The organism is Citrobacter sp. Cm046 (assembly GCF_030333065.1).
Classification (GTDB): domain Bacteria; phylum Pseudomonadota; class Gammaproteobacteria; order Enterobacterales; family Enterobacteriaceae; genus Citrobacter; species Citrobacter murliniae.
On record NZ_JAOWGP010000030.1, the window covers coordinates 303,642 to 325,968 of the forward strand.

The 22,327-nt window shown below is 51.6% G+C and carries 20 protein-coding genes and 1 pseudogene; 9 read left to right on the forward strand and 12 right to left on the reverse strand.

Annotated elements, in window-relative coordinates:
* Positions 1–66 precede the first annotated feature (66 nt).
* The gene (locus OGX98_RS03080; RefSeq protein WP_045448874.1) at positions 67–969 is read left to right on the forward strand and encodes a carboxylate/amino acid/amine transporter; all 903 of its coding nucleotides are present in this window, start codon (positions 67–69) and stop codon (positions 967–969) included.
* 28 nt (positions 970–997) lie between these two features.
* On the opposite strand, the gene nlpA is transcribed toward OGX98_RS03080, so the two are convergent.
* A complete protein-coding gene (gene nlpA, locus OGX98_RS03085; protein ID WP_286594810.1) occupies positions 998–1,816 on the reverse strand; it encodes a lipoprotein NlpA in 819 nt (272 codons plus the stop codon).
* Between the two features lie 207 nt (positions 1,817–2,023).
* Positions 2,024–2,440, reverse strand: coding sequence for a GNAT family N-acetyltransferase (locus OGX98_RS03090; RefSeq protein ID WP_286594811.1), 417 nt, complete (start codon positions 2,438–2,440; stop codon positions 2,024–2,026).
* Between the two features lie 129 nt (positions 2,441–2,569).
* On the opposite strand from OGX98_RS03090, the gene OGX98_RS03095 reads away from it, so the two are divergent.
* On the forward strand, positions 2,570–2,863 hold the full coding sequence (locus OGX98_RS03095) for a YicS family protein (protein WP_045448878.1): 294 nt from the start codon (positions 2,570–2,572) through the stop codon (positions 2,861–2,863).
* Positions 2,864–2,899: 36 nt separating this feature from the next.
* Here the strand turns inward: OGX98_RS03095 and OGX98_RS03100 are convergent, their stop codons facing one another.
* A complete protein-coding gene (locus OGX98_RS03100) occupies positions 2,900–3,847 on the reverse strand; it encodes a LacI family DNA-binding transcriptional regulator (RefSeq protein WP_045448881.1) in 948 nt (315 codons plus the stop codon).
* A 292-nt stretch (positions 3,848–4,139) separates the two neighbouring features.
* Between OGX98_RS03100 and OGX98_RS03105 the strand changes: the two genes are divergently transcribed.
* From OGX98_RS03105 to OGX98_RS03125, 5 genes are all read left to right on the forward strand, one after another.
* Positions 4,140–4,454, forward strand: a complete 315-nt coding sequence (locus OGX98_RS03105; RefSeq protein WP_045448882.1) for a PTS sugar transporter subunit IIB — start codon at positions 4,140–4,142, stop codon at positions 4,452–4,454.
* A gap of 12 nt (positions 4,455–4,466) precedes the next feature.
* Positions 4,467–5,798, forward strand: coding sequence for a PTS sugar transporter subunit IIC (locus OGX98_RS03110; RefSeq protein WP_045448884.1), 1,332 nt, complete (start codon positions 4,467–4,469; stop codon positions 5,796–5,798).
* A 20-nt stretch (positions 5,799–5,818) separates the two neighbouring features.
* Positions 5,819–7,201 (forward strand): 6-phospho-beta-glucosidase GmuD, encoded by a 1,383-nt coding sequence (gene gmuD, locus OGX98_RS03115; protein WP_286594812.1) that lies wholly within the window; start codon positions 5,819–5,821, stop codon positions 7,199–7,201.
* Positions 7,202–7,213: 12 nt separating this feature from the next.
* Positions 7,214–7,516 carry a PTS lactose/cellobiose transporter subunit IIA gene (locus OGX98_RS03120; protein ID WP_286594813.1) on the forward strand — a complete coding sequence of 101 codons (303 nt, stop codon included), beginning with the start codon at positions 7,214–7,216 and terminating at the stop codon, positions 7,514–7,516.
* 205 nt (positions 7,517–7,721) lie between these two features.
* Complete coding sequence (locus OGX98_RS03125) at positions 7,722–9,101, forward strand: carbohydrate porin (RefSeq protein ID WP_286594814.1); 1,380 nt, start codon at positions 7,722–7,724, stop codon at positions 9,099–9,101.
* A gap of 106 nt (positions 9,102–9,207) precedes the next feature.
* On the opposite strand, the gene nepI is transcribed toward OGX98_RS03125, so the two are convergent.
* Positions 9,208–10,401: a purine ribonucleoside efflux pump NepI gene (gene nepI, locus OGX98_RS03130; RefSeq protein WP_048223494.1), complete on the reverse strand. Its 1,194-nt coding sequence runs from the start codon at positions 10,399–10,401 to the stop codon at positions 9,208–9,210.
* Between the two features lie 138 nt (positions 10,402–10,539).
* On the opposite strand from nepI, the pseudogene OGX98_RS03135 reads away from it, so the two are divergent.
* Positions 10,540–10,695: pseudogene (locus tag OGX98_RS03135) on the forward strand (type II toxin-antitoxin system RelE/ParE family toxin); the annotation flags it as partial.
* Between the two features lie 126 nt (positions 10,696–10,821).
* On the opposite strand, the gene OGX98_RS03140 reads toward OGX98_RS03135, so the two are convergent.
* Together OGX98_RS03140 and OGX98_RS03145 are read right to left on the reverse strand one after the other, a co-directional pair.
* Positions 10,822–11,274: a DUF1198 family protein gene (locus OGX98_RS03140; RefSeq protein ID WP_045448890.1), complete on the reverse strand. Its 453-nt coding sequence runs from the start codon at positions 11,272–11,274 to the stop codon at positions 10,822–10,824.
* A gap of 52 nt (positions 11,275–11,326) precedes the next feature.
* Positions 11,327–12,661, reverse strand: a complete 1,335-nt coding sequence (locus OGX98_RS03145; RefSeq protein WP_045448892.1) for an NCS2 family permease — start codon at positions 12,659–12,661, stop codon at positions 11,327–11,329.
* 176 nt (positions 12,662–12,837) lie between these two features.
* Between OGX98_RS03145 and adeD the strand changes: the two genes are divergently transcribed.
* Positions 12,838–14,610 carry an adenine deaminase gene (adeD, locus tag OGX98_RS03150; protein ID WP_045448894.1) on the forward strand — a complete coding sequence of 591 codons (1,773 nt, stop codon included), beginning with the start codon at positions 12,838–12,840 and terminating at the stop codon, positions 14,608–14,610.
* A 213-nt stretch (positions 14,611–14,823) separates the two neighbouring features.
* On the opposite strand, the gene uhpT is transcribed toward adeD, so the two are convergent.
* The 6 genes from uhpT to fucP form a co-directional block, all read right to left on the reverse strand.
* On the reverse strand, positions 14,824–16,215 hold the full coding sequence (gene uhpT / locus OGX98_RS03155; protein WP_045448895.1) for a hexose-6-phosphate:phosphate antiporter UhpT: 1,392 nt from the start codon (positions 16,213–16,215) through the stop codon (positions 14,824–14,826).
* 142 nt (positions 16,216–16,357) lie between these two features.
* Positions 16,358–17,686 carry an MFS transporter gene (locus OGX98_RS03160; RefSeq protein WP_048223172.1) on the reverse strand — a complete coding sequence of 443 codons (1,329 nt, stop codon included), beginning with the start codon at positions 17,684–17,686 and terminating at the stop codon, positions 16,358–16,360.
* 9 nt (positions 17,687–17,695) lie between these two features.
* Positions 17,696–19,198: a signal transduction histidine-protein kinase/phosphatase UhpB gene (gene uhpB / locus OGX98_RS03165; protein WP_286492938.1), complete on the reverse strand. Its 1,503-nt coding sequence runs from the start codon at positions 19,196–19,198 to the stop codon at positions 17,696–17,698.
* Entirely contained in the window at positions 19,195–19,788 is a 594-nt protein-coding gene (gene uhpA, locus OGX98_RS03170) for a response regulator transcription factor UhpA (RefSeq protein ID WP_045448904.1), read from the reverse strand. Before uhpA ends, uhpB begins: the two co-directional genes overlap by 4 nt.
* 183 nt (positions 19,789–19,971) lie before the next feature.
* Positions 19,972–20,985, reverse strand: a complete 1,014-nt coding sequence (locus OGX98_RS03175) for an aldose 1-epimerase family protein (protein WP_286594815.1) — start codon at positions 20,983–20,985, stop codon at positions 19,972–19,974.
* Positions 20,986–20,996: 11 nt separating this feature from the next.
* Positions 20,997–22,310, reverse strand: a complete 1,314-nt coding sequence (fucP, locus tag OGX98_RS03180) for an L-fucose:H+ symporter permease (protein ID WP_045448907.1) — start codon at positions 22,308–22,310, stop codon at positions 20,997–20,999.
* Positions 22,311–22,327 lie beyond the last annotated feature (17 nt).

The following is a 22,327-nucleotide window of genomic DNA, read 5'->3' on the forward strand; positions in this document are numbered from 1 at the left end:
CTGTCAGAGTCATCTCTGCTATGATGTCTGCACACAAATAAGACAATACATTATGCAGAGGGAAAGATGAGTTCCACCAGAAGAGGGATGATGAACGTCCTGATAGCCGCCGTATTATGGGGAAGTTCAGGCGTTTGCGCGCAGTACATCATGGAGCAAAGTCAGATGTCGTCGCAGTTTCTGACCATGACACGTCTGATTTTCGCCGGGCTCATTCTGCTGATGCTCTCTTTTGTGCACGGTGACAAAGTCTTCTCCGTTATCAAAAACCGCAAAGACGCCATCAGCCTGCTGATTTTTTCTGTGGTCGGGGCGCTCACCGTACAACTGACCTTTCTGCTTACCATTGAAAAATCCAATGCCGCCACCGCAACGGTACTGCAATTTTTGTCACCGACAATTATCGTGGCGTGGTTTTCGGTGGTACGCAAAGCGCGACCGGGAATATTAGTGCTGACGGCGATCTTCACCTCGCTAATCGGCACATTCCTGCTGGTCACCCACGGCAACCCGACGTCGTTATCCATCTCGCCTGCCGCGCTGTTCTGGGGGATCGCTTCGGCATTTGCTGCCGCGTTCTATACGACATATCCCTCTGTGCTTATCGCGCGTTACGGTACGCTACCGATTGTCGGCTGGAGCATGTTGATAGGCGGCCTGATCCTGCTCCCATTCTATGCCGGGCAGGGAACGAACTTTGTGGTCAATGGCAGTTTGATTCTGGCATTTTTCTATCTGGTGGTGATCGGTACATCACTGACGTTTAGCCTGTACCTGAAAGGTGCGCAGATGATTGGTGGGCCGAAAGCGAGCATTTTGAGCTGTGCAGAGCCACTGAGCAGTGCCTTACTGTCCCTGCTCCTGTTAGGCATTACGTTCACTTTACCGGACTGGCTCGGTACGCTGCTGATCCTCTCTTCAGTGGTGCTGATTTCAATGGATTCCCGCCGCCGCGCCAGAACGGCATAACGCCAACCGGCGCGGTGACGGGCGAATATTACCAGCCCGGTACCGCGCCGCCGTTAAAGATTGTCTCGGCTGCTTTCGCCACTTCCGGTGACTGATAAGATTGCAGGAACTCTTTTACGTTCTCTGCATCTTTGTTGTCTTCTCGCGCCACCAGAATATTCACGTACGGTGAGTTTTTGTCTTCAATAAATACGCTGTCATGTACCGGGGAAAGCCCGGTTTGCTGAATGTAGGTGGTACTGATAATTGCCACATCCACTTTCTGATCGTCCAGTACACGCGGCAATTGCGCGCCTTCCAGCTCCATAATATTCAGATGGTGTGGGTTATCAGTAATATCCAGCGCCGTCGGCAACAGACCAGTGCCCTCTTTCAAGGTAATCAGTTTTTCTTTTTGCAACAGCAATAGCGCACGTCCGAGATTAGTTGGATCGTTAGGAATCGCAATTGTCGCGCCGTCTTTCAGCTCGGCAACGGTTTTGATTTTTTTCGAATAACCCGCCATCGGGAAGACAAAGGTATTGCCCACCGCCACCAGCTTAAAGTTATGCGCTTTATTATCCTGCTCCAGGAAAGGACGATGCTGGAAGACATTGGCATCCAGTTCACCATGATTGGTTGCATCGTTGGGTAGTAACGAACCGCTGAACCCTACCAGCTCAACATCCAAACCGTACTTCTCTTTGGCCACTTTCTTCGCAACCTCCGCCACATCCTGCTCTGCGCCGTTAATCACGCCGACTTTGATATGTTTCGCATCACTGCTTTGCTGATCGCAACCTGCCAGTAATATTCCCGCCAGCAATAATGCCGCCCCGGCCCCGAAATGAGGTATGTTCAGTTTCACGTTTTTATCCTTTTGAAATAACCGCCTGATGAGTAATGAATTGACTATAGCGGGAAGGCTGCTGCGGTTTAAAAAACGAAAAAGTATCAGCAAGAAGAAAAAAGCATAACGAAGGAATATACAAAAAAATGCCCGGTGGCACGACGCTACCGGGCGACACGATTTCTCAACTCTCGGTGGATATTCAGCAAGCCATCCTTCCGGTCATCAAAATGATTTTGATAAATAATGGCGTGCTGCCCCTTTTTCCGGAAAGTCTTCGAGGGTCATTTGTAACTGGTAACCGTTCTTTTGATAAAACGGCAACGCCTGGAAACTCATGGTATCAACCAGCGCATGCAAACACCCTCTCTCGCGCGCAGTCTGTTCTGCCGCCTGCATCAGCTTTGTGCCATAACCGCCTTTACGCAGGGATTCATGCATCCATAAAAACTCAATACACAGCCACTCACCTTTGATTTTACCGATCAGCCCACCCAGTATCTCGTTACGCTCATCGCGCCAGTAGACCGCCATATCGCCAAAATTGGACGTTTTCAGGAACTGGAGATTGTAAGCACGCAGGCCAGTGAGCAGCGCATTCTGATCATCTTCTGTAACCGTATCCGTAATCTGTATCTGCATTCTATCCTCCTGAAAAACTACAACTTCTGGCTGATTAATTTTTCTACACTAACACAGGCTGATGAGTGAGCCGTATGCCGACTACACTTACTCTTGAAATTATGCGCGTCGACAACAAGGATTATTAACATGAAACGAGCCGTTTTTCCGATCATTGCCATTCTTTTCACGCTGCCGGGTCTGGCGCAGGCCGACTCGGCTTACGGTTCGCTACAGTCAGTTCACGAAAAAAACACTGTGCTGAAGGATTTACGTAAGATTTGTACCCCACAGGGGTCGCCATCGGATGAGGTGTGGGAAAAAACGATTATGGCTGATTCACGTAATCAGCAGCATATTCGCGAAGCCATTTTGGCAATACAAAGAAGTCATCAGGACAACTACTGGGAAGCACTTAGTAAGGTTGAATGTCCGGATATCTAGGCGCGAAGCAGAGTGCTTAACGCCTGATTGATACCGTTACCGCTGAGGAATAATTAAGTCTCCGCGCAGCACGTACGAACTCAGCACACTCTGCGTTTTTTCATTTAACCAGCTGACTATACGTGCGGCCATGGCATCCATTGAATATTCAATAGCCGGGATTGTCGGGATACCGGGCAGGTGCAGTGTACCGGCCAGGCTAAAGACCATAATGTCTTCCGGTACGGATTTATTAAATGCCTGCAACTGCGGGATCACACGCTGGGCCTGCTGTTCATCCGCCACCAGCAGCGCGTTAAAATTGAGCGTTGACGCGTTATTTAGCAATTCCTGCAAGGCCACTGATGATGACGTCGCTTCCATAAACACCAGATTGCGGTTAAAGGGCAGGAAATTTTTTTCCAATGCATGTTTGTAACCCAGGAGTACCTGGTCGGAGAAACCCATACCATCCGGGTGGATCAGCGCAATCTGGCGGCGATGCTGGCTAATCAGGTAGTTACATGCCGTTTCGGTAGCGAATGCGTGATCAAACTGGATGCTGTTGACGTCATCGCCAGACTCCAGGCAATCCACCAGAATGACATTATCCTGACTAATACTTAACGGGAAACGTGCGCCAATAATCAACACGTCATCGCACAAACCGCAGCTTAGCTCATCAAGGGCGCTCATCACTTCCGCTTTGGTATTGGCAAAGCGAAGGAGGAGGTGTTTTTGATGCTGGCTAAGATGCTTTTCCAGCGCGTAGAGATAGCCCGTTGTCTGATTGATGTTGTCCTGTGCGCATATCACGCCAATGCAGCCTGTAGACTGGCTCAGCAGCGACTGTGCAATCACATTCGGACGATAATTGAGTTCATCCACCGCCTTCAACACGGCGAGACGGCTGGCCTCTTTTACGCCACGCGATCCGCTCAACACGCGCGACACAGTAGCTTTAGATACGCCAGCCAAACGCGATACATCGTTGATAGTAGACATCATTCTCCCCTGACAGGACCCGCCTGGCCCTTTCCTTCCTGTATTTAACATTGGCTTAAATAATCGCCACTCGCAGTATATCTGTTTCCGTTTTTCATGGAAACCGATTTTCCATTTGCACTCAAAAAGAGTTCAAACCACCAAATTTCGTGAGCTGGATTCAAATAATCAGCCTTATACTCATCAGATCTTGATGGCCATCACAGTTCCGTTTGCTACGAATGGAAACCGGTTTCCGTATGATATCAAATTAAACTCGCAATATGTTTTTACATTTAAAGGATGGCTAACAATGTTCAGGATTATGCTGTGCTGCTCTGCAGGAATGTCCACCAGTTTACTGGTTCGCAAAATGGTTGAAGAGGCGGACATTCGTGGACTACCGGTGAAGATTGAGGCATACGGTGTTGCCGAATTTGACACACAGTTTCCAAATTACCAGGTGGTGCTACTTGGCCCCCAGGTAAAATATATGCTTAACACACTCTCAGAAAAGGCTGCCACCCAGGGTATACCCGTAAAAGCCATAGATATGATGGATTACGGTATGCAACGTGGTGACAAAGTGCTGGATTATGCTCTGTCGCTGATTGAAGCGGCACACTAGAAAGGTGTCAATATGAGTTCGTTATATCAGTCAATGGTTGCCGTCATTGAACAATCCATCACACCCCTCGCCGGAAAGCTGGGACAGCAAAAGTATGTGATTGCGATTCGTGACGGTTTTACGGCGGCGCTGCCGTTTATGATCATCGGCTCCTTCATGCTGGTGTTTATTTTTCCTCCGTTCTCTGCCGAAACCACCAACAGCTTTGCCCGTGGCTGGCTTGATTTCTCTGCCACCTATCGCGAACAGTTGATGCTGCCGTTTAACCTCAGCATGGGTGTTATGACGTTCTTCATCTCCGTCGGCATTGGCGCCAGTCTGGGCCGACAGTTTAACCTCGACCCGGTAATGTCCGGTCTGCTGGCCTTTATGGCGTTTTTACTGGTTGCAGCCCCCTATGCCGACGGGAAGATCTCTACGCAATATCTCTCCGGTCAGGGGATCTTTACCGCGCTGATCACTGCTATCTATTCCACCCGCATGTATGCGTGGCTGAAGCAGAATAACGTGACCATTCGCCTGCCTAAAGAGGTGCCGACCGGCGTCGCCCGCTCATTTGAAATCCTGATTCCGGTTCTGGTCGTGATTGCGACCCTGCATCCGCTAAACCTGTTTATCGAAGCACAAACCGGAATGATCATTCCGCAGGCAATAATGCACCTGCTGGAACCGCTGGTTTCCGCTTCTGATTCCCTGCCCGCAATCCTGCTTTCCGTCCTGCTGTGCCAGATTTTCTGGTTCGCCGGGATCCACGGTTCACTGATTGTCACTGGCATTATGAATCCATTCTGGATGGCCAACTTATCTGCCAACCAGGCGGCTCTTGCCGCTGGCGCTGCATTACCACATGTTTATCTACAAGGCTTCTGGGATCACTACCTGCTCATTGGCGGCGTGGGATCGACATTACCACTGGCATTCCTGCTGCTGCGCAGCCGCGTCGCACACCTGCGGACCATCGGCAAAATGGGAATTGTGCCTAGTTTCTTTAACATCAATGAGCCTATTCTGTTTGGCGCGCCGATCATCATGAACCCGATGCTATTCATTCCGTTCGTCTGCGTACCGCTGGTTAACGCCGTGCTGGCATATAGCGCCACAAAACTTGGCTGGCTGGCGCAGGTTGTTTCACTGACACCGTGGACCACACCAGCACCAATTGGTGCTTCCTGGGCCGCGAACTGGGCATTAAGCCCGGTGGTGATGTGCTTTATCTGTATGGCGATGTCAGCGCTGATGTACCTCCCTTTCCTGCGCGCATACGAACGCTCTTTGATGAAAACTGAAGAGCAAAAGGCCCAGGATGCCGTCTCCGTGGCGAACGCTGCCCGTAGCAACTCATAATCGATCAAGGAGTCAGAACAATGAGATACCGTTTTCCTGAAAACTTCTGGTGGGGCAGTGCCTGTTCAGCGCTGCAAACCGAAGGGGATAGCCTGAACGGTGGCAAAAGCCAGACCACATGGGACGTATGGTTCGACCGTCAGCCAGGCCGTTTCCATCAGGGGGTTGGCCCGGCGAACACCTCGACATTTTATCAGCACTGGAAGCAAGACATCGCGCTGCTGAAGCAACTGAAGCACAACAGCTTCCGAACTTCCCTGAGCTGGTCGCGCCTGATCCCTGACGGCACGGGTGAAGTAAATCCTGAAGCCGTCAATTTCTATAACAATGTGATCAATGAGCTGCTGGCACAGGGCATCACGCCATTTATCACCCTGTTCCACTTTGACATGCCAATGGTGATGCAGGAAAAAGGCGGCTGGGAAAACCGGGAAGTGGTCGAGGCATTTGGTCGCTACGCACAAACATGCTTCGACTTGTTCGGCAATCGGGTTAAGCACTGGTTCACCTTTAATGAGCCGATTGTCCCGGTCGAAGGCGGCTATCTGTATGACTTCCATTATCCAAACGTGGTGGATTTCAAACGTGCCGCGACCGTGGCGTACCACACTGTACTGGCACATTCGACGGCAGTTCGCGCGTATCGCGCCGGGAACTATGACGGTGAAATTGGCGTAGTGCTAAATTTAACGCCTTCCTATCCGCGCTCACAAAATCCGGCGGATGTGAAAGCCGCACACCATGCGGATCTGCTCTTCAACCGCAGTTTTCTCGACCCGGTACTGAAAGGTGAATATCCTGCGGACCTGGTGGAACTGCTGAAAGAGTACGATCAGCTGCCCACGTGTAAGCCTGGCGATAGCCAGCTGATATCCGATGGCAAAATCGACCTGTTGGGCATTAACTATTACCAGCCCCGACGGGTGAAATGTCGTGATAGCGCGGTCAATCCTGATGCACCGTTTATGCCTGAATGGTTGTTCGATTATTACGAAATGCCGGGACGCAAAATGAACCCTTACCGTGGCTGGGAAATTTATGAGCCAGGTATTTACGATATTATTACCAACCTGCGAGATAATTACGGTAACCCACGCTGTTTTATTTCTGAAAATGGAATGGGGGTAGAAAACGAACAGCGATTCATTCAGCAGGATCAAATCAACGATGACTACCGTATTGAATTCGTTTCTGCACATCTTAAATGGCTGCATAAGGGAATAAGCGAAGGCTGTAATTGTCTTGGCTACCACATGTGGACCTTTATTGATAACTGGTCATGGCTCAACGGATATAAAAACCGCTATGGCTTTGTTCAGTTAGATTTAGAAACGCAAAAACGTACGGTGAAAAAGAGTGGCGAGTGGTTTGCCGATACCGCCGAAAACAATGGTTTTAATTGAGAACAGAAGATCATGATTGCATTAGAAGAAGCAGTAATGGAAATCATCGTTAATGCCGGCCAGTCCCGAAGCCTGTGCTTCGAAGCACTCCACGCTGCACGCGCCGGGAACATTGATGAAGCGAAAAGCCTGCTTCGTGAGGCTGATGGCTACGCACGTCAAGCTCACCACATGCAAACAAAATTGATCGAACAGGACGCCGGGGAAGCCCGGCAGCCTATGACATTAATTATGGTGCATGCGCAGGACCACTTAATGACATCGCTATTAGCCCGCGAACTGTCAGAAGAAATTATTCAGCTGTATCAGCGCTAATATGAACTTACACTTTACGAACGGAGAGTTTATTACGATTAAATAAAATATTTCTGTACCCGTTAACAAAATAAACAGATCAACTTGTTTTGGTGATAGCAAATTAACCCAAGACGGGATGGTTATTATCTTAAAATAAATTAATACACACGCTTATTCGGAATGCCTATGGCAACCTGAAGGGTAAAGTGTAAATGAGATAACCATGAATTTAACTAAGAAACTTCCACTAGCCATGGCGGTCGTGGCCGCGCTTTGCCCAGTTTCTGTCCTCGCACAGGAATTTACTCAGGAACAAATCGACGCCATCGTCGCCAAAGCCGTAGATAAAGCACTTACGGAACGTCAGGCGAAAATGGACGCTGCTGTGGCGAAAAAAGCCGATGTGATTAATGAACCACAAAGTGCAGCACAATCCCCGGATATGGCGATTCCGTTCGGCGTGAAATTCAGCGGATATGCGCGCTACGGCGCACATTTCCAGAGCGGTGATCAGAAATACGTCGGCGTTGATGGTTCCTATAACGGTGCGTCGGCCATTGGCCGTCTGGGTAACGAAGGCAACGGCGGCGAATTCCAGCTCTCCAAAGCGTTCAAAAGCGACAACGGCGCCATCTGGGACATCAACGTGATGATCGACCACTGGGGCGACGAAGTTAACCTCAAAAAAGCCTACGCCGGCGTAACTAACGTGCTGGAATCCAATCCTAACGCTTATATCTGGGCGGGCCGCGACTTCCATCAGCGTCCACAACAAGGCATCAACGACTACTTCTGGATGAACCATGACGGTCAGGGAGCCGGGGTTAAAAACTTCGACATTGGCGGCGTGCAGTTTGATGTCGCCACTGTCGCCGCGGTTGAATCGTGCAGCCCGGAAGTGATGGAAGACGAAGCCAACCCATCACGCATTACCTGTACCGGCGGTTCTGGTACGGGCGATAAGGGTAACTACGCAGTAACGTCAAAAATCCACAATATGAAGATCGGTCCACTGGATCTGGAGATTTACGCCAACTATGGTTTTGACTCTAAAGCCGTCGAGAGCGATGACCGCCTGAAAGCCTGGCAGGGTGCATTTGTGCTGAGCCACACTAACGACAGTGGTGTGAACAAGGTTATCGCCCGTTATTCTGATAATTCAGATAACAGCGTCTATAACAAAACCGACGATCTGACAGCGATATACGCCAGTTTTGAGGGGAGCCATAAGTTCACCCAACAGGCGCAGGTCGAATACCTGCTGGCGTTCCATGATTACGACAACAGCACAGACACGAGCGACAACCGTAAGAACTACGGCGCGATTATACGTCCGATGTATTTCTGGAACGATGTTCACTCCACCTGGCTGGAAGCAGGCTATCAGCGGGTTGATTATGATAACGGCGGGGATAACAACGGCTGGAAGTTAACGCTGTCGCAGAACATGTCGATCGCTATGGGTCCAGAATTCCGCCCAATGCTGCGCTTCTATGTCACCGGCGGCAAAGTTGATAATGACCGCACTGCTCGCGTCAACGGTACGAAGGATGAAACGCTGGATGACTTTAACCTCGGCGCAATGTGGGAGGCGTGGTTCTGATTAGTGAAAGGTGTAATGCCTGATGGCACTGCGTTTATCCGGCCTGTATTGCGATTGTAGGCCGGATGACGCATTTACAACACCATACGGCAAATAGAACTGGCGATCACTGCATACCCTTTATGCGTACTTTCGCTGCCACCAGAAGCGCCGTCAGCAGCATCAGGCTGCCGGAGAGCATCAGGGGCGACAGCAGTCCGAGGTTATCGAGTGCATAGCCTCCAACCGCAGCCCCACAGGTATTGGCAAGCTGGATCACGGCGACCTGGACGGATCCGGCTTTTTCTGCCTGATCCGCAAGCGAGCGGGTGATCCACGTCGACCAGCCTACCGGTACCAGAGCGAACGCCAGTCCCCAGATAATCGCAATGCCTGCCGCCACAACTTTGTCACTCCCCCACAGGATCAATACCAGCGCACTGAGCGCCAGCACCAGCGGCGCACCTGCCAATGCCAGTTTGACCGAACGTTTCAGAATCACAGAAGAGAGCGACGTGCCAACAAAGCTGGCAATACCAAAACTCAGCAGTACCAGTGTCAGGCCATCAACATCAAATCCCGCCAGATTCATATACACCGGGCGAATATAGGTAAAGAAGGCGAACTGCCCGGCAAAAGACATAAAGATGGCGATCATGCCGGCCATCACACCAGGACGTTGCAACAGGCTGAACATATTTTGTTTTTGGTGCGATGGCTCGCCAGGTAACGAAGGCAGCGATTTAACAACCCAAATAATACACAGCACCCCCATTACCGCTGCCGCGTTAAAAACGTTGCGCCAGCCGATGATACCGCCAAGGAAGCTGCCCAACGGAGCGGCGATCACCAGCGCGATAGAAACTGCGCCAAAGATAACCGACAGTGCTTTCGGTACCGTGCGGGCGGGCACCAGACGCATGGTCAGCGAGGCCGACATCGCCCAGAAACCGCCGAGCGCCAGCCCAAGGCAGGCACGACCAATCAGCAGCAGCGTAAAAGAGTTAGCAAATGAAACCAGCAGGCAGGAGAGCGTCAGCAGCACGGAGAACAGGATGACGATATAGCGGCGGTCGGTCGCCTGAATAATTTGGGTAATAAACAGGCTGGCAAACATGGCGACAAATGCCGTCACGGTCACCGATTGTCCGGCCACACCTTCTGAAATCCCCAGGTCCTGCGCCATAGGCGTCAACAAACTGACGGGCAGAAACTCAACGGTTATCAGGCAGGCAACACAGAACGCCACGGCGAATACCGCCGACCAGTTTGGTCGGGCATTTACCTCAGCGCGGGATTTTTGTTCAATAACGTCACTCATTTTGTAACCTGCGTGGTATTTCTGTAGAAAAGTCACGCAGTGTAACATTAAAAATGTGACGGATTTAACGTTTAGGCAACTTTCCAGGATTTGCAATAGCGCTGCGCGGCAGATCGCATAATAAAAACGACGCATTGATACGCCAAACAGGATATGACCAACATTAACAACCATGAACCCGCTGGATTTCGCGAGTTAGCCAGGCATTATGCGCTTCTCAACGACGATAAGATTACTGCGCTTGTGAGGCAAAATTATCAGTCGAACCTGGCAGATAGGTTTCCGGCCAGATAATCGCACTGTGTTGAGTCGCTTGTTTCATGATGCACCTCGTCGTGTAAGTGTAACGAGGGCCCCTGTGCGGGAGATAGATATAAATATTATGACGATTAAAAATAATCGTCATAAACAAGCATGATATCAGTGCAGCCAGTGCACCCCATCTTCAGGTTGAAAAAAGGCGTTATAGCGCATCTGAAACGCATTTATTTCCTGCATATCTGGCTCCATTTCTCGCAGAAAACCCAGCGCCAGGCGCACCTGTGCATCGGTAACCGGCGCTGCCAGGCGGACTTTTTGCAACAATCGATGCCACTGCAGCAAGTTCTGTTCACTACCGTCAACAATGACGATTTGCCAGATCAACAGCACCTGGGCGGCATTTTGCAAATGCGATTCGTCAGGCCGATGAAGATACTGTAAAAACGCTTCTCCCTGCACTTTTCCCATCTGATCGATCATCGATTCTACCGGCACGACGTCAATGCTCAACCGTTCGCTCAGGCGACGAATCGCGCGTCGTGATCCAGACGTCAGCACCCGAAAACCCACTACAAAAACAACAACCAACGTGGCCAGCATTATCCAGATCATGAGTTCTCCTGCGTTATCCGCGCTCATGATATCTGGAAACAGACTGCGAATACTAATCCACCAGGATGATTTTCAACGCAAACAGCAATGCCACGGCGACCACACAAAGATTCAGCTCACGCCAGCGCCCGGTAAACACTTTCATGATGCAATACGACATGAAACCCAGCGCAATTCCTTCGGTAATAGAAAAACTAAAGGGCATCATCACCGTCGTGATAAAGGCAGGCACTGACTCGGTTAAATCGTCCCAGCTAACGCGCGCCAGGCTTGAGGTCATCAGCACACCCACAAAAATAAGCGCACCTGCTGTCGCATAGGCAGGCACCATACTGACCAGAGGTGAAAAAAACATCACCAGCAAGAATAGCGCACCAACCACCACGGCAGTCAGCCCCGAGCGTCCACCGACCGCCACACCGGCCGTACTTTCAATGTACGCCGTTACGGAAGATGTGCCGATAAATGCCCCTGCAACAGAGCTGACACTATCCACGTACAACGCCTTATTCATATTGGGAAATTTACCGTCACGATCGATTAATCCGGCTTTATCTGTTACGCCAATTAATGTTCCTGATGAGTCAAAGAGATTAATTAACATAAACGAGAAGATAATACCGGCCAGATTCAACGACAACGCACCGCGTAAATCAACCTCACCAATCACTGCACTGATGTTAGGTGGTGCAGAATATATACCGAGGAACTGAACATCACCAAAAAACAATCCACAACATGACGTCACAACAATAGAAATCAATACTGCCGCATGGAAATTACGCGATGACAGGACCGTAATAATAAAGAACCCAAGAATACCTAACAATACGCTATGTGAGCTTAAATCACCGATCGCTACCAGCGTATCTTTATTGGCAATAATAACGCCTGAATTTTTTAAACCCATCAACGCAATAAATAAACCGATACCGCTGGTAATGCCAATACGTAAGCTAGCGGGTATGTTTGAAATCATCCAGTAACGAATACGAAAAAGGGTAAGCAGAAATAATCCGACGGCACCCCAAAATATCGCCCCCATCCCCGTTTGCCAACTCACCCCCATCGCCCCCACGACGACAAAAGCAAAAAAGGCATTCAGCCCCATAGCAGGAGCCAGGGCTACCGGCAGATTGGCAATCAGTCCCATCGCAATACTGCCGATGCCCGCAATCAGGCAAGTGGTCACAAACACCACCTTCGGGTCCATTTGCGCAGCGCCCAGTATTTGCGGATTCACAAAAACGATATACACCATCGTTAAAAATGTCGTCATTCCCGCAATCATTTCTGTACGTACTGTGGTCTCGTGCTGTTGCAACTTAAATAATCTCGCAAGCCACCCTGAGCTCTCGTTTACATCATCACTGATTTCATTATTCATTTTTTTCATCCATTGATGAGAGTATAAATTCAGTCTCTTTTTAAAACAGATGGCATACTTAATTCAGTGATAGTTATCACATTGCAAACGCACGTTAATCGATAAACTTTAAATAATCACAGCTATTCTTAAATGATAAATAACAATCAAATTGATAAAATCAAAATGAGAAAAATATGAATAATACGATTAACGATAAATTTCATTACATTAGCCGTCAGCAAAGACAAAATTTGCTGGCTGTTTCTCGCGGTGACGCACCTGCCGATTATATTATTGATAATGTCAAAATTCTCGATCTGATCAACGGTGGAGAAATGCCAGGGCCAATCTTGATTAAAGAACGGCATATCGCCGGTATCGGTCCGGAATATTCTCATGCCAGTGCATTACGGCGTATTGATGCTCACGGCGCAACAGCAGTTCCCGGTTTTATCGACGCTCACCTGCATATTGAATCCAGCATGATGACACCTGTGGCCTTTGAAACCGCGACGCTTCCTCGCGGGCTCACTACCGTCATCTGCGACCCGCACGAAATCGTCAACGTGATGGGGGAAACTGGCCTTGCCTGGTTTATCCGCTGCGCCGAACAGGCAACACAAAATCAATATATTCAAATCAGTTCCTGCGTCCCGGCGCTGGCTGGCTGCGACATCAACGGTGCCAGCTTTACGCTTGAACAAATGCTCACCTGGCGGGATCATCCACACGTTGCCGGTCTGGCGGAGGTAATGGATTACCCTGGCGTCATTGCCGGGCAGGACGCACTTCTTGATAAAATGGATGCCTTTCGACATCTGACGCTGGACGGTCACAGCCCCGGCCTGCAAGGCAAAGCGTTGAACGCTTACATTGCCGCCGGAATTGAAAATTGCCATGAAAGCTACCTGCCAGAAGAAGGACGACGAAAGCTGCAGCTTGGAATGGCGTTGATGATTCGCGAAGGTTCTGCCGCCCGCAACCTCGACGCGCTGGCTCCGCTCATTAACGCGCTAAATAGCCCACAATGCATGCTGTGTACCGACGATCGTAACCCATGGGAGATCGCCCACGAAGGGCATATTGACGCACTGATTCGACGCCTCATTACACAGCACCACGTACCGCTTCACATCGCTTACCGCGTCGCCAGCTGGTCTGCTGCGCAACATTTTGGCCTGCGCCATCTCGGCCTGCTGGCTCCTGGAAAACAGGCGGATATTGTCCTGCTCAGCGATGCCCACAACGTCACGGTGCAACAGGTCTTTATTAAAGGTGAACCACTCAATGCCGATGCGCTGAAAGCTGACGAATCGTCCAGGCTGGCGCGTACAGCGCCTCCATACGGCAACACCGTGGCACGGCAACTGGTCCGTGCCACGGATTTTCGGTTTCATTTCACCCCAGGAAAATGCTATCGGGTGATTGAAGTCATCCCCAACGAATTAATCACCCCCGCCAGCAAATGCTGTTACACGGAAGACGGCTTTGATCGTGATGATATTTGTTTTATCGCTGTTCTTGAGCGCTATGGCTATCAGCACCCACCTGCCTGTGGTTTATTAGGCGGGTTTGGGCTGAAGGAGGGGGCGCTGGCAGCAACCGTCAGCCACGACAGCCATAACATCGTGGTCATCGGTCACAGCGCTGAAGAGATGACGGTGGCGGTTAATCAGGTGATCGCCGACGGCGGTGGCTTATGCGTGGTTCGTCATGGGGAAGTTCAATGCCATTTAGCGCTACCAGTCGCCGGACTGATGAGCACTGATACGGCAGAATCGCTGGCCGAACAAATCGATTCACTGAAAGCAGCAGGTCGGGCGTGCGGCACGCTCCCCGATGAGCCCTTTATTCAGATGGCATTTCTCTCTTTGCCGGTGATCCCCGCGCTAAAGCTCACCAGCCAGGGATTATTTGATGGCGAAGCATTTACGTTTACATCGCTGGAGATTGCTGACTCGCCGTAAGGAACAGCGAATCCGAAGCATAAAAAAAGCCCGCTATGAGAACTTTATTCATTGGGCGTTATCGGCGCAGACAGTTTGAACACGGACAGCGCGCAGAAACCGGAATGTACAGATAGTACCTGAGGATTTCGAGCACTGCCCTGGTTCAAAATGACAAGCAAGATAGCCCTGATGAATAAGATTCAGAGGCGGGCAAAAGTTACCAATACACACTTAAGCGGTTTTTAACTGCTGGATCTTTTTCTCACGGCGAATTTTACGTTCTTCAAATACGGCGACGATAGCCATCAGGCAGATACAGCCGATAGCGGCGGTATCCAGCGCGGCGAAAGTCCCCGCCCAGCCGGTCAGACCAAAGACTGGCGTACCATCGGCAATCATCCCCAGACCCAGCTTGGCAAAGCTGTCGCCAATCAGATAAGCGAAAGTACCTTTAATCCCATCGGCAGCACCGATCGCTTTTTTCGGTACGAAACCAACTGCCGCCACACCGATTAACAATTGTGGGCCAAACACCAGGAAGCCAAGGGCAAACAACGACGCCAGGTAAACGTACTGGTTGCTGGCGTGCTGGTAGACACCCAGCGTGGCAATGATTAATGCCAACGCGACACAGGCCACCAGCGCACGACGGCCGTTTGCCAGGTCAGAGAGCCAACCCCACAGCAGCGTACCGACCAGCGCCCCGACTTCAAACAGGGTAAAGCCCTGAATCGCGACTTCTTTGGAGAGTTTCAGCTCCTGGAAGGCGTAGACAGTGGACCACTGATCGATACCGATGCGCACCACGTACAGGAAGATGTTGGAGAAGCACAGCAGCCAGATCACTTTGTTTTTCAGCACGTACTCAACAAAGATCTGCCACTTGGTCATGTCATTTTCTTCAGTCTCTTTGTCCTCTTCGCTGATCTCTTCCCCAAACAACTCTTCGGCTTTACCCAGACCATAAGATTCCGGGGAGTCGCTGCCATAGCGCAAGCCAATAAAGCCCACAATCAGGGCGATAATCGACGGGAAGATAAACATGCCGATCACGTGACCATCGAACAGCACATTAGCACCAAACAACGCCACACCTGCCGCACCTGCACCACCGAGGTTGTGGGAGATATTCCACATCCCGAGATAAGAGCCACGTTTACGGCGCGGTGTCCATTTGGTGATCGTCGAATAGCTGCACGAGCCACCAGTACTCTGGAAGAAACCACTCAGCGCGTAGAAGGCAATCATCAGGAACAAGCTGGTTGAGCCTGCGCCCATGCTGGCGCTGAAGCCGAGCATACAGATAGCCGAGAGGATCAGCATAAACGGCAGGAACTGCTTGGTGTTTTTGCCATCCGCGTAATAGGAAACCAGCGTTTTACCTACACCGTAGGTGATGGAGAAGCCCAGGCCAATCATCCCCAGCTGCGTCATGCTCAGCCCGTAGGTGGAGATCATGTCGTTCTGCGCGATGTTAAAGTTTTTGCGGATCAGGTACATGGTCAGGTAGCCGATGAAAACCACCAGGTAGGACTGCATGAATGGTTTGAACCACATTTTACGCCGCACATCGAGCGGCAAATCCAGGGTCGGCTTGCGCACCTGGTTTAGAAAGGCCAGCATAGGACACTCCCGAGCTAATTTTTATACCTGCGAATGGCAGGCATTGTAAAAATCAGCCGGGAGGCACGCCTGAGACAGCGTCCAGGTGAAACCGGGAAAATTTCTTAGTTTTGCCCCACTCGGGGCAAAAAAGTGAGGTGCATCACGCTTCACTAACTTCGCGCGGAGCCTGAGCATTCAAAAACGGCAGCAACAGCAGAGCAGAAATCCCTGCGGCAATGGCGATCACCACGAAAAAACCGGTCCAGTGCCAGACCTCCATCACCTTCGCCAACGGCCAGCCGGAAAGCGACGCGCCCAGATAAGCGAACAGCCCAACAAACCCGGTTGCCGCGCCCGCAGCATCTTTATGCGAACACTCCGCCGCCGCCATACCGATCAGCATCTGCGGGCCGAAGACAAAGAATCCGGTAGTGAAGAAGCACGCCGCCTGCATCACGTAACTGGCAAACGGCATCAGCCACAATGAACCCACAGAGAGTAATATTCCGGCGGCAAAAATCAGGTTCATCGGGCCACGGTTCCCGTTAAACAGTTTGTCCGAGCCCCACCCCGCAACCAGTGCACCGATAAACCCGCCCAGCTCGAACATGGTCACTGCGGTATTAGCGGTGACCAGATCAACACCCAGCGTCTCGGACATATACAGATTGCCCCAGTCATTAATCGCAGCACGCACCACGTACACCAGCACATAACACAACGACAGCAGCCAGATATACGGATTCAGCAGCACATATTTGGTGAGGATCTCTTTTCGGCTAAGCCCCGCACCTTCCTGCTGTTGGTCTATTTCCAGCTCATCGTGCCGCCAGTCACCAATCGGCGGCAGACCAATCGCCTGTGGCCTGTCACGCAGTCGCCAGCAGAGGATCACGCCTACGACAATCGCCATCAGCCCGGCAATCATCATTCCCGCACGCCAACCATAGTGCAACGCGGTAGCCGCCATAACGATTGGGATCAGCGCCCCGCCGACGTTATGTGCGGTATTCCACAGCGCCCACCAGCCGCCGCGTTCGGTACGCGAATACCATGCGGTCAGTAATCGGGCGCATACGGGCGAACCCCATCCCTGAAAGAAGGCGTTCAGCGCCCACAGCACGGCAAACGCCCATAGCGAAGTAGAAAAACCAAACAGAATGTTCACTACTCCGGTGGCAATCAGCCCGATGCCCATAAAATAACGGGCATTAGAGCGGTCGCTGACGACACCGGAGACAAACTTTGACAACCCGTAGGTGATATAAAACAGCGTCGCCAGCAGGCCAATATCGCTGCGGGTCAGCACACCGCTGGCAAGGATTTCCGGCACGGCGGCGTTGAAGCTTTTGCGGGTGAAATAGAACAGCGCATAACCAAACCAGATGGTCAGCAGAATATGCCGCCGCCAGTAGCGGTAACGGGCATCGATCTCGTGTTTATCGGTAAGGCGCGGCGCGTTCGCCGGGGCTTTTAAAAACTGAAACATTGTCGCTCCTTACGCATAACGCTGAGGCAAAGACACGCTAACTCGCGTACCGTGCGTACAGGAAATAGCAAGCGAACCTCCGAGGGCAGTGATGCGCTCTCGCATCCCGGTCAGGCCAAATCCCTGCTGATTCACGCCCACCGGCAAGCCGCTGCCATCGTCCTCAATCACCAGCATTAATCGCTCGTCCTGAAGCCACCCCTGCAGCGTTACCGCGCTGGCGTTAGCGTGCTTCACTATGTTATTCAGACCTTCCTGACAGACGCGAAACAGCGTCACCCGCTGACTTTCGCTGAGCACGGCTTCATCTATCCGCCAGTCAAGATGACTGACGATACCGCGACTCTCCAGTTCCATTTCTCGCATCAAGGAGCGGATAGCCTGCTCCAGCGTCAAATCATCCAGTTGACGTGGACGTAAGCGCCCAAGCAGGCGGCGTACCGAATCATAGACACCCAGAGAGAGCTGCTCGATATGCGCCCCGCTCTGCTTAACGCCCGCATTTTCCGGGGCCAGTCGCTGTACGATGCCCGCCTGAGTGCGAATGGCGGTAATAGTCTGGCCGATGTCATCGTGTAGCTCACGCGCTACGTCGCGACGCACGCTCTCTTCGGTTTCCAGCAGGCGTTCTGCCAGGCGATGATTACGCGCCAGTTCGTTTTGCAACGACTGGTTTAATTCGCGCAAACGCTGAATGCCTGCACCGAGCAGCAGTCCGGTCAGACTTTGCGCCAACAGTGAGAGCAGCAAATCAACCGGATGATCGTGCCAGGTCTGGCTGGCAATGAGTGCGATAGCGTTCATCAGCGTCGCAATCAACGCCCCCTGCCAGCCGTAGTGCCAGGCGAGCGCTATAATCGGCAGCGCCAGGCAGAACGGCGTAAAGCGTGACAACTCATCCGGCAACCCCAACTGGAGCCACAGGCTGACGCTGAACAGCAGCAGATACCACACCAGGTGCCGCCCGCGCCAGTTCACCGGCTGGGAAATCACCGCCGGACCAAGCGGCAGCCAGGTGGTACTGGTGAGATAGTGCCAGAACACCAGGCAGACAGGAGCCAGCGTCAATCCACCGGTTAACGTCAGCAGCAGGGCGTTCCACGCCTCGCCACCTTGCCCCAGCCACGGAGCTGACTGCAGCAGCGCCGCCGCGGTCAGCGCCGCGCCCTGTAACAGCAGAGTGCGCCAGTCGCGCTGATGGCGATAGCGAGAGATCAGTGCCACAGGGAGCAGCGTCAACAGGCTACCGATCATCAAAAGGGGTAGATGTGCCAGCGCAACTTCCTGCGCCAGCCAGAACAGGAGCAGCCATTCCGCCCCCAACAACACAGGCCAGTAGCCACGCGGACATTGCAGCATCAGTCCCAGACGCAAGCCGAACGGAAATAACAGTACCGCCAACTCAGGACGCTCTACGAGATGCAGGCTGACACTCCACAAACAGAACCATGCGGCGGAGAAGATAAAGAAACAGGCGACAACAGTGATTAAGCGGGAGAAAAAGGTGTTCATTGCCAGCCGTCAAACATCCGTCTCGCCAGTTCAACATCGTTACTGACGCCCAGCTTTTCCATCAGGTTAGCGCGATGTACGTGTACCGTTTTTGGCGACAGGCCCAGTTCGGCGGCAATCTCTTTCACCGCCATGCCCTGCGCCAGTTTTTCCGCCACCTGTCGTTCACGTTTGGTCAGTGGATCCTGACGCCCGGCAGCCAGCTTAACCGCAATATCCGGCGTTAAATAACAACCGCCCGTTGCGACGGTATGTACCGCTGCAATCAACTCGTCGGGACTACAGCGTTTGGAGAGAAAACCTCGCGCACCAGCGTTCAGCGCCTGTTCCACCAGCGCCGGGCTGTCGTGAACGGAGAGCATGATGATCGCCATCCCTTTCGGCAACTGACTGAGTAACTCCAGCCCGGAAATATCCGGCATTGAGATATCACAGATGCACACCTGCACACCGCGTCCCGGCAACCCTGCCAGCGCCTCTCGCCCGGAGCCAAATTCGGCAACAACCTGCAAATCGGGTTCAAGCCCCAGCAACTGAGCAAAGCCGGAGCGGACGATAAGGTGATCGTCAATGAGGGCAACGGTGATCATGGTTTTGTCCTGGCGGGTATAAAAAACGCGCTTACCTTAACGATATACACTTCATCCTTCAAGCTGCGTCTTTTCACCCCAGGAGCTTACTGAAGAAAGCGCCTGGGGATTCTCAGTCTTACCGCCTTGATGCAACTTGAATAATTTTGTGTACCAGCGCGTTGCTATTCAAACCTTGAGCGCTCAGACGATACCAGTAGTGACCGTAAATGACCGGGTTTGCTGCGGTTGTACCTCAAGCAAAGTACCGTTTCGCCTGGCAGCCAGGAACCCTTCCGGCCGACAAGTCGCAGGCAGGGCGAATGCTGCCACCTGCTGATCGCCGTTATAAAGGATCCAGCGAGTCACGTAGTTGAGTTCGGAACTGGCAAAACAGGTAACAAACGTGGTGCCATCCGGGGCGATCATCCGGAATTCGGGTTTATCCGTGTATCTGTCCAGCTTGTCAGCAAAGAAGACGATTTCCGGATCGTAAAAGTCAGGTTCATTGAGCGTTGTCAGTGACGCTTCACCTTGTAAGATCCGTTGATTAAACGCCAGCCACTGTTCGGTGGGTTTCACATGTGCCGGAACAGATTCACGCAACTTCAGCGCTTCATCCGGGATATTCTGGCTAAAGGTAGCCTCCGGTACGTACGCATAATTCATGTGGCACATATACTGAAGTGGCATCGCGACAGATGCCAGGTTAGTGACGGCCATCTGAATGTCAAAAAGCGCACTTGCTTTACACATCACCACCGCAGGCTGCGCCTGATAATGATGACCGAATCCCATCACATACTCACAGCGTCCGGTCACACGCAGGCTATCGCCTTCCAGTTCCAGCCAGGCCTCGTCCATCGCGGCACAGGCCATTTCACCGTGCAACGGGTGAACATCTTCTGGTGACGGACAGCCATTCGCCAGTAACCCGGAATGGAAGGCAAAACAGCCATAAGTCGCGACCACTTCCGTTGCAGGTTTCGGCTGGCTGAACATGTTGTGCATGGTCAGATCGTGACCATCAAACTGAGCATCCCAGATCATCTGCCCCATCCAGGGCAGAATAACCAGGTATCCACGACTGTTCTGGACCTTCAGCCCTTCCATACCGCTGGCATAGCGAAATGCGGTGACAGTGAAATCGCTGTTCTGCATTAGGGTTCGCGGATGTTCGCTAAAGAGCTCCCGCCACAGCGTGATTCGTGTTGTCATGATCGTTCTCCTCAGGATGCAGTTGCTTCAGCCAGACTGCGCACTTTGCTTTCGCGCCAGAAGTAGATCCCCACGTAAACAAAGCACAGCATGGAGACAAGGAAAGAGAGTTGCAGCGAGTGGAACATATCCGCGACATAACCCTGGATCGCCGGTATCACGGCCGCGCCAACAATGGCCATCACAATCACCGCGCCAGCCATTTCAGTATGTTCGTTATCTACGGTATCCAGCGTGCCGGCATAGATAGTTGCCCAGCAGGGTCCAAACAGCACGCTCACCAGCACCGCAACGTAAACGGCACTAAAGCTCGGTGCCAGGGAGACATAGGCAAGGAACAATGCGCCGATGATAGAGTAAAGAATCAGCACCTTTTCCGGGTTAAAGCGGGTCATCAGAATATTGGCGATAAACTTGCCGATGAAGAAGCAGGCAAAACTGTAGACCATAAAGTTAGAGGCATCACGTTCGTTGATATCGCCCAACTCCAGCGCCAGACGAATAGTGAATGACCACACGGCTACCTGCATCCCCACATACAGGAACTGCGCCACAATGCCACGCCGGAAGCGGGCATTGCTCGCCAGATAGCGCAGCGTGTCCATCGCCGACGGGCGTTTATGGTTCGCGGTTTGCGCCACTTTGCAGGTCGGGAAACGGGTAAGTAGAAACAGCACCATCACGACCACAAGAACCATAATCATATACTTATACGGCTCAAGGGTGTTTTCCAGCATCAGCACTTTGAAGTTATGGATCTGCTCGGCATTCATCCCCGCCATCTGTTTTTCCAGACTATCGCCTTCGGAAAAGACCAGGTATTTACCCAACAAAATGCCGGATGCCGCACCAATCGGGTAAAAGGTCTGGCTGATATTCAGTCGCAACGTGGCATAGGCTTTTGGCCCAATCATCGAACTGTAGGTATTCGCTGCGGTTTCCAGGAAACTCAAACCGATCGCAATCGCGAAGATTGCCGCAAGGAACATGGTGTAGGTCGCCATGTGCGATGCCGGGAAAAAGAGCGTACAGCCAACAATGTATAGCGTCAGGCCAATTAATATCGCCACTTTATAGCTGGTCTTTTTAATCACCAGAGACGCTGGAATCGCAATTAAAAAATAGCCGCCATAAAAGGCGCTCTGAACTAATGCCGATGCAAAGTTACTGAGTGAAAATACGCTTTTAAATTGCGTAATCAGAATATCATTTAATGCGGCTGCGCATCCCCATAACGGGAATAAACAGGATAACAAAATAAACTGGAACAGAGGGGTCTTATTCAGATACCCATCGGGCATCTGAATGATGTTTTTATCGTTCATAGTGCTACCTTTTACAA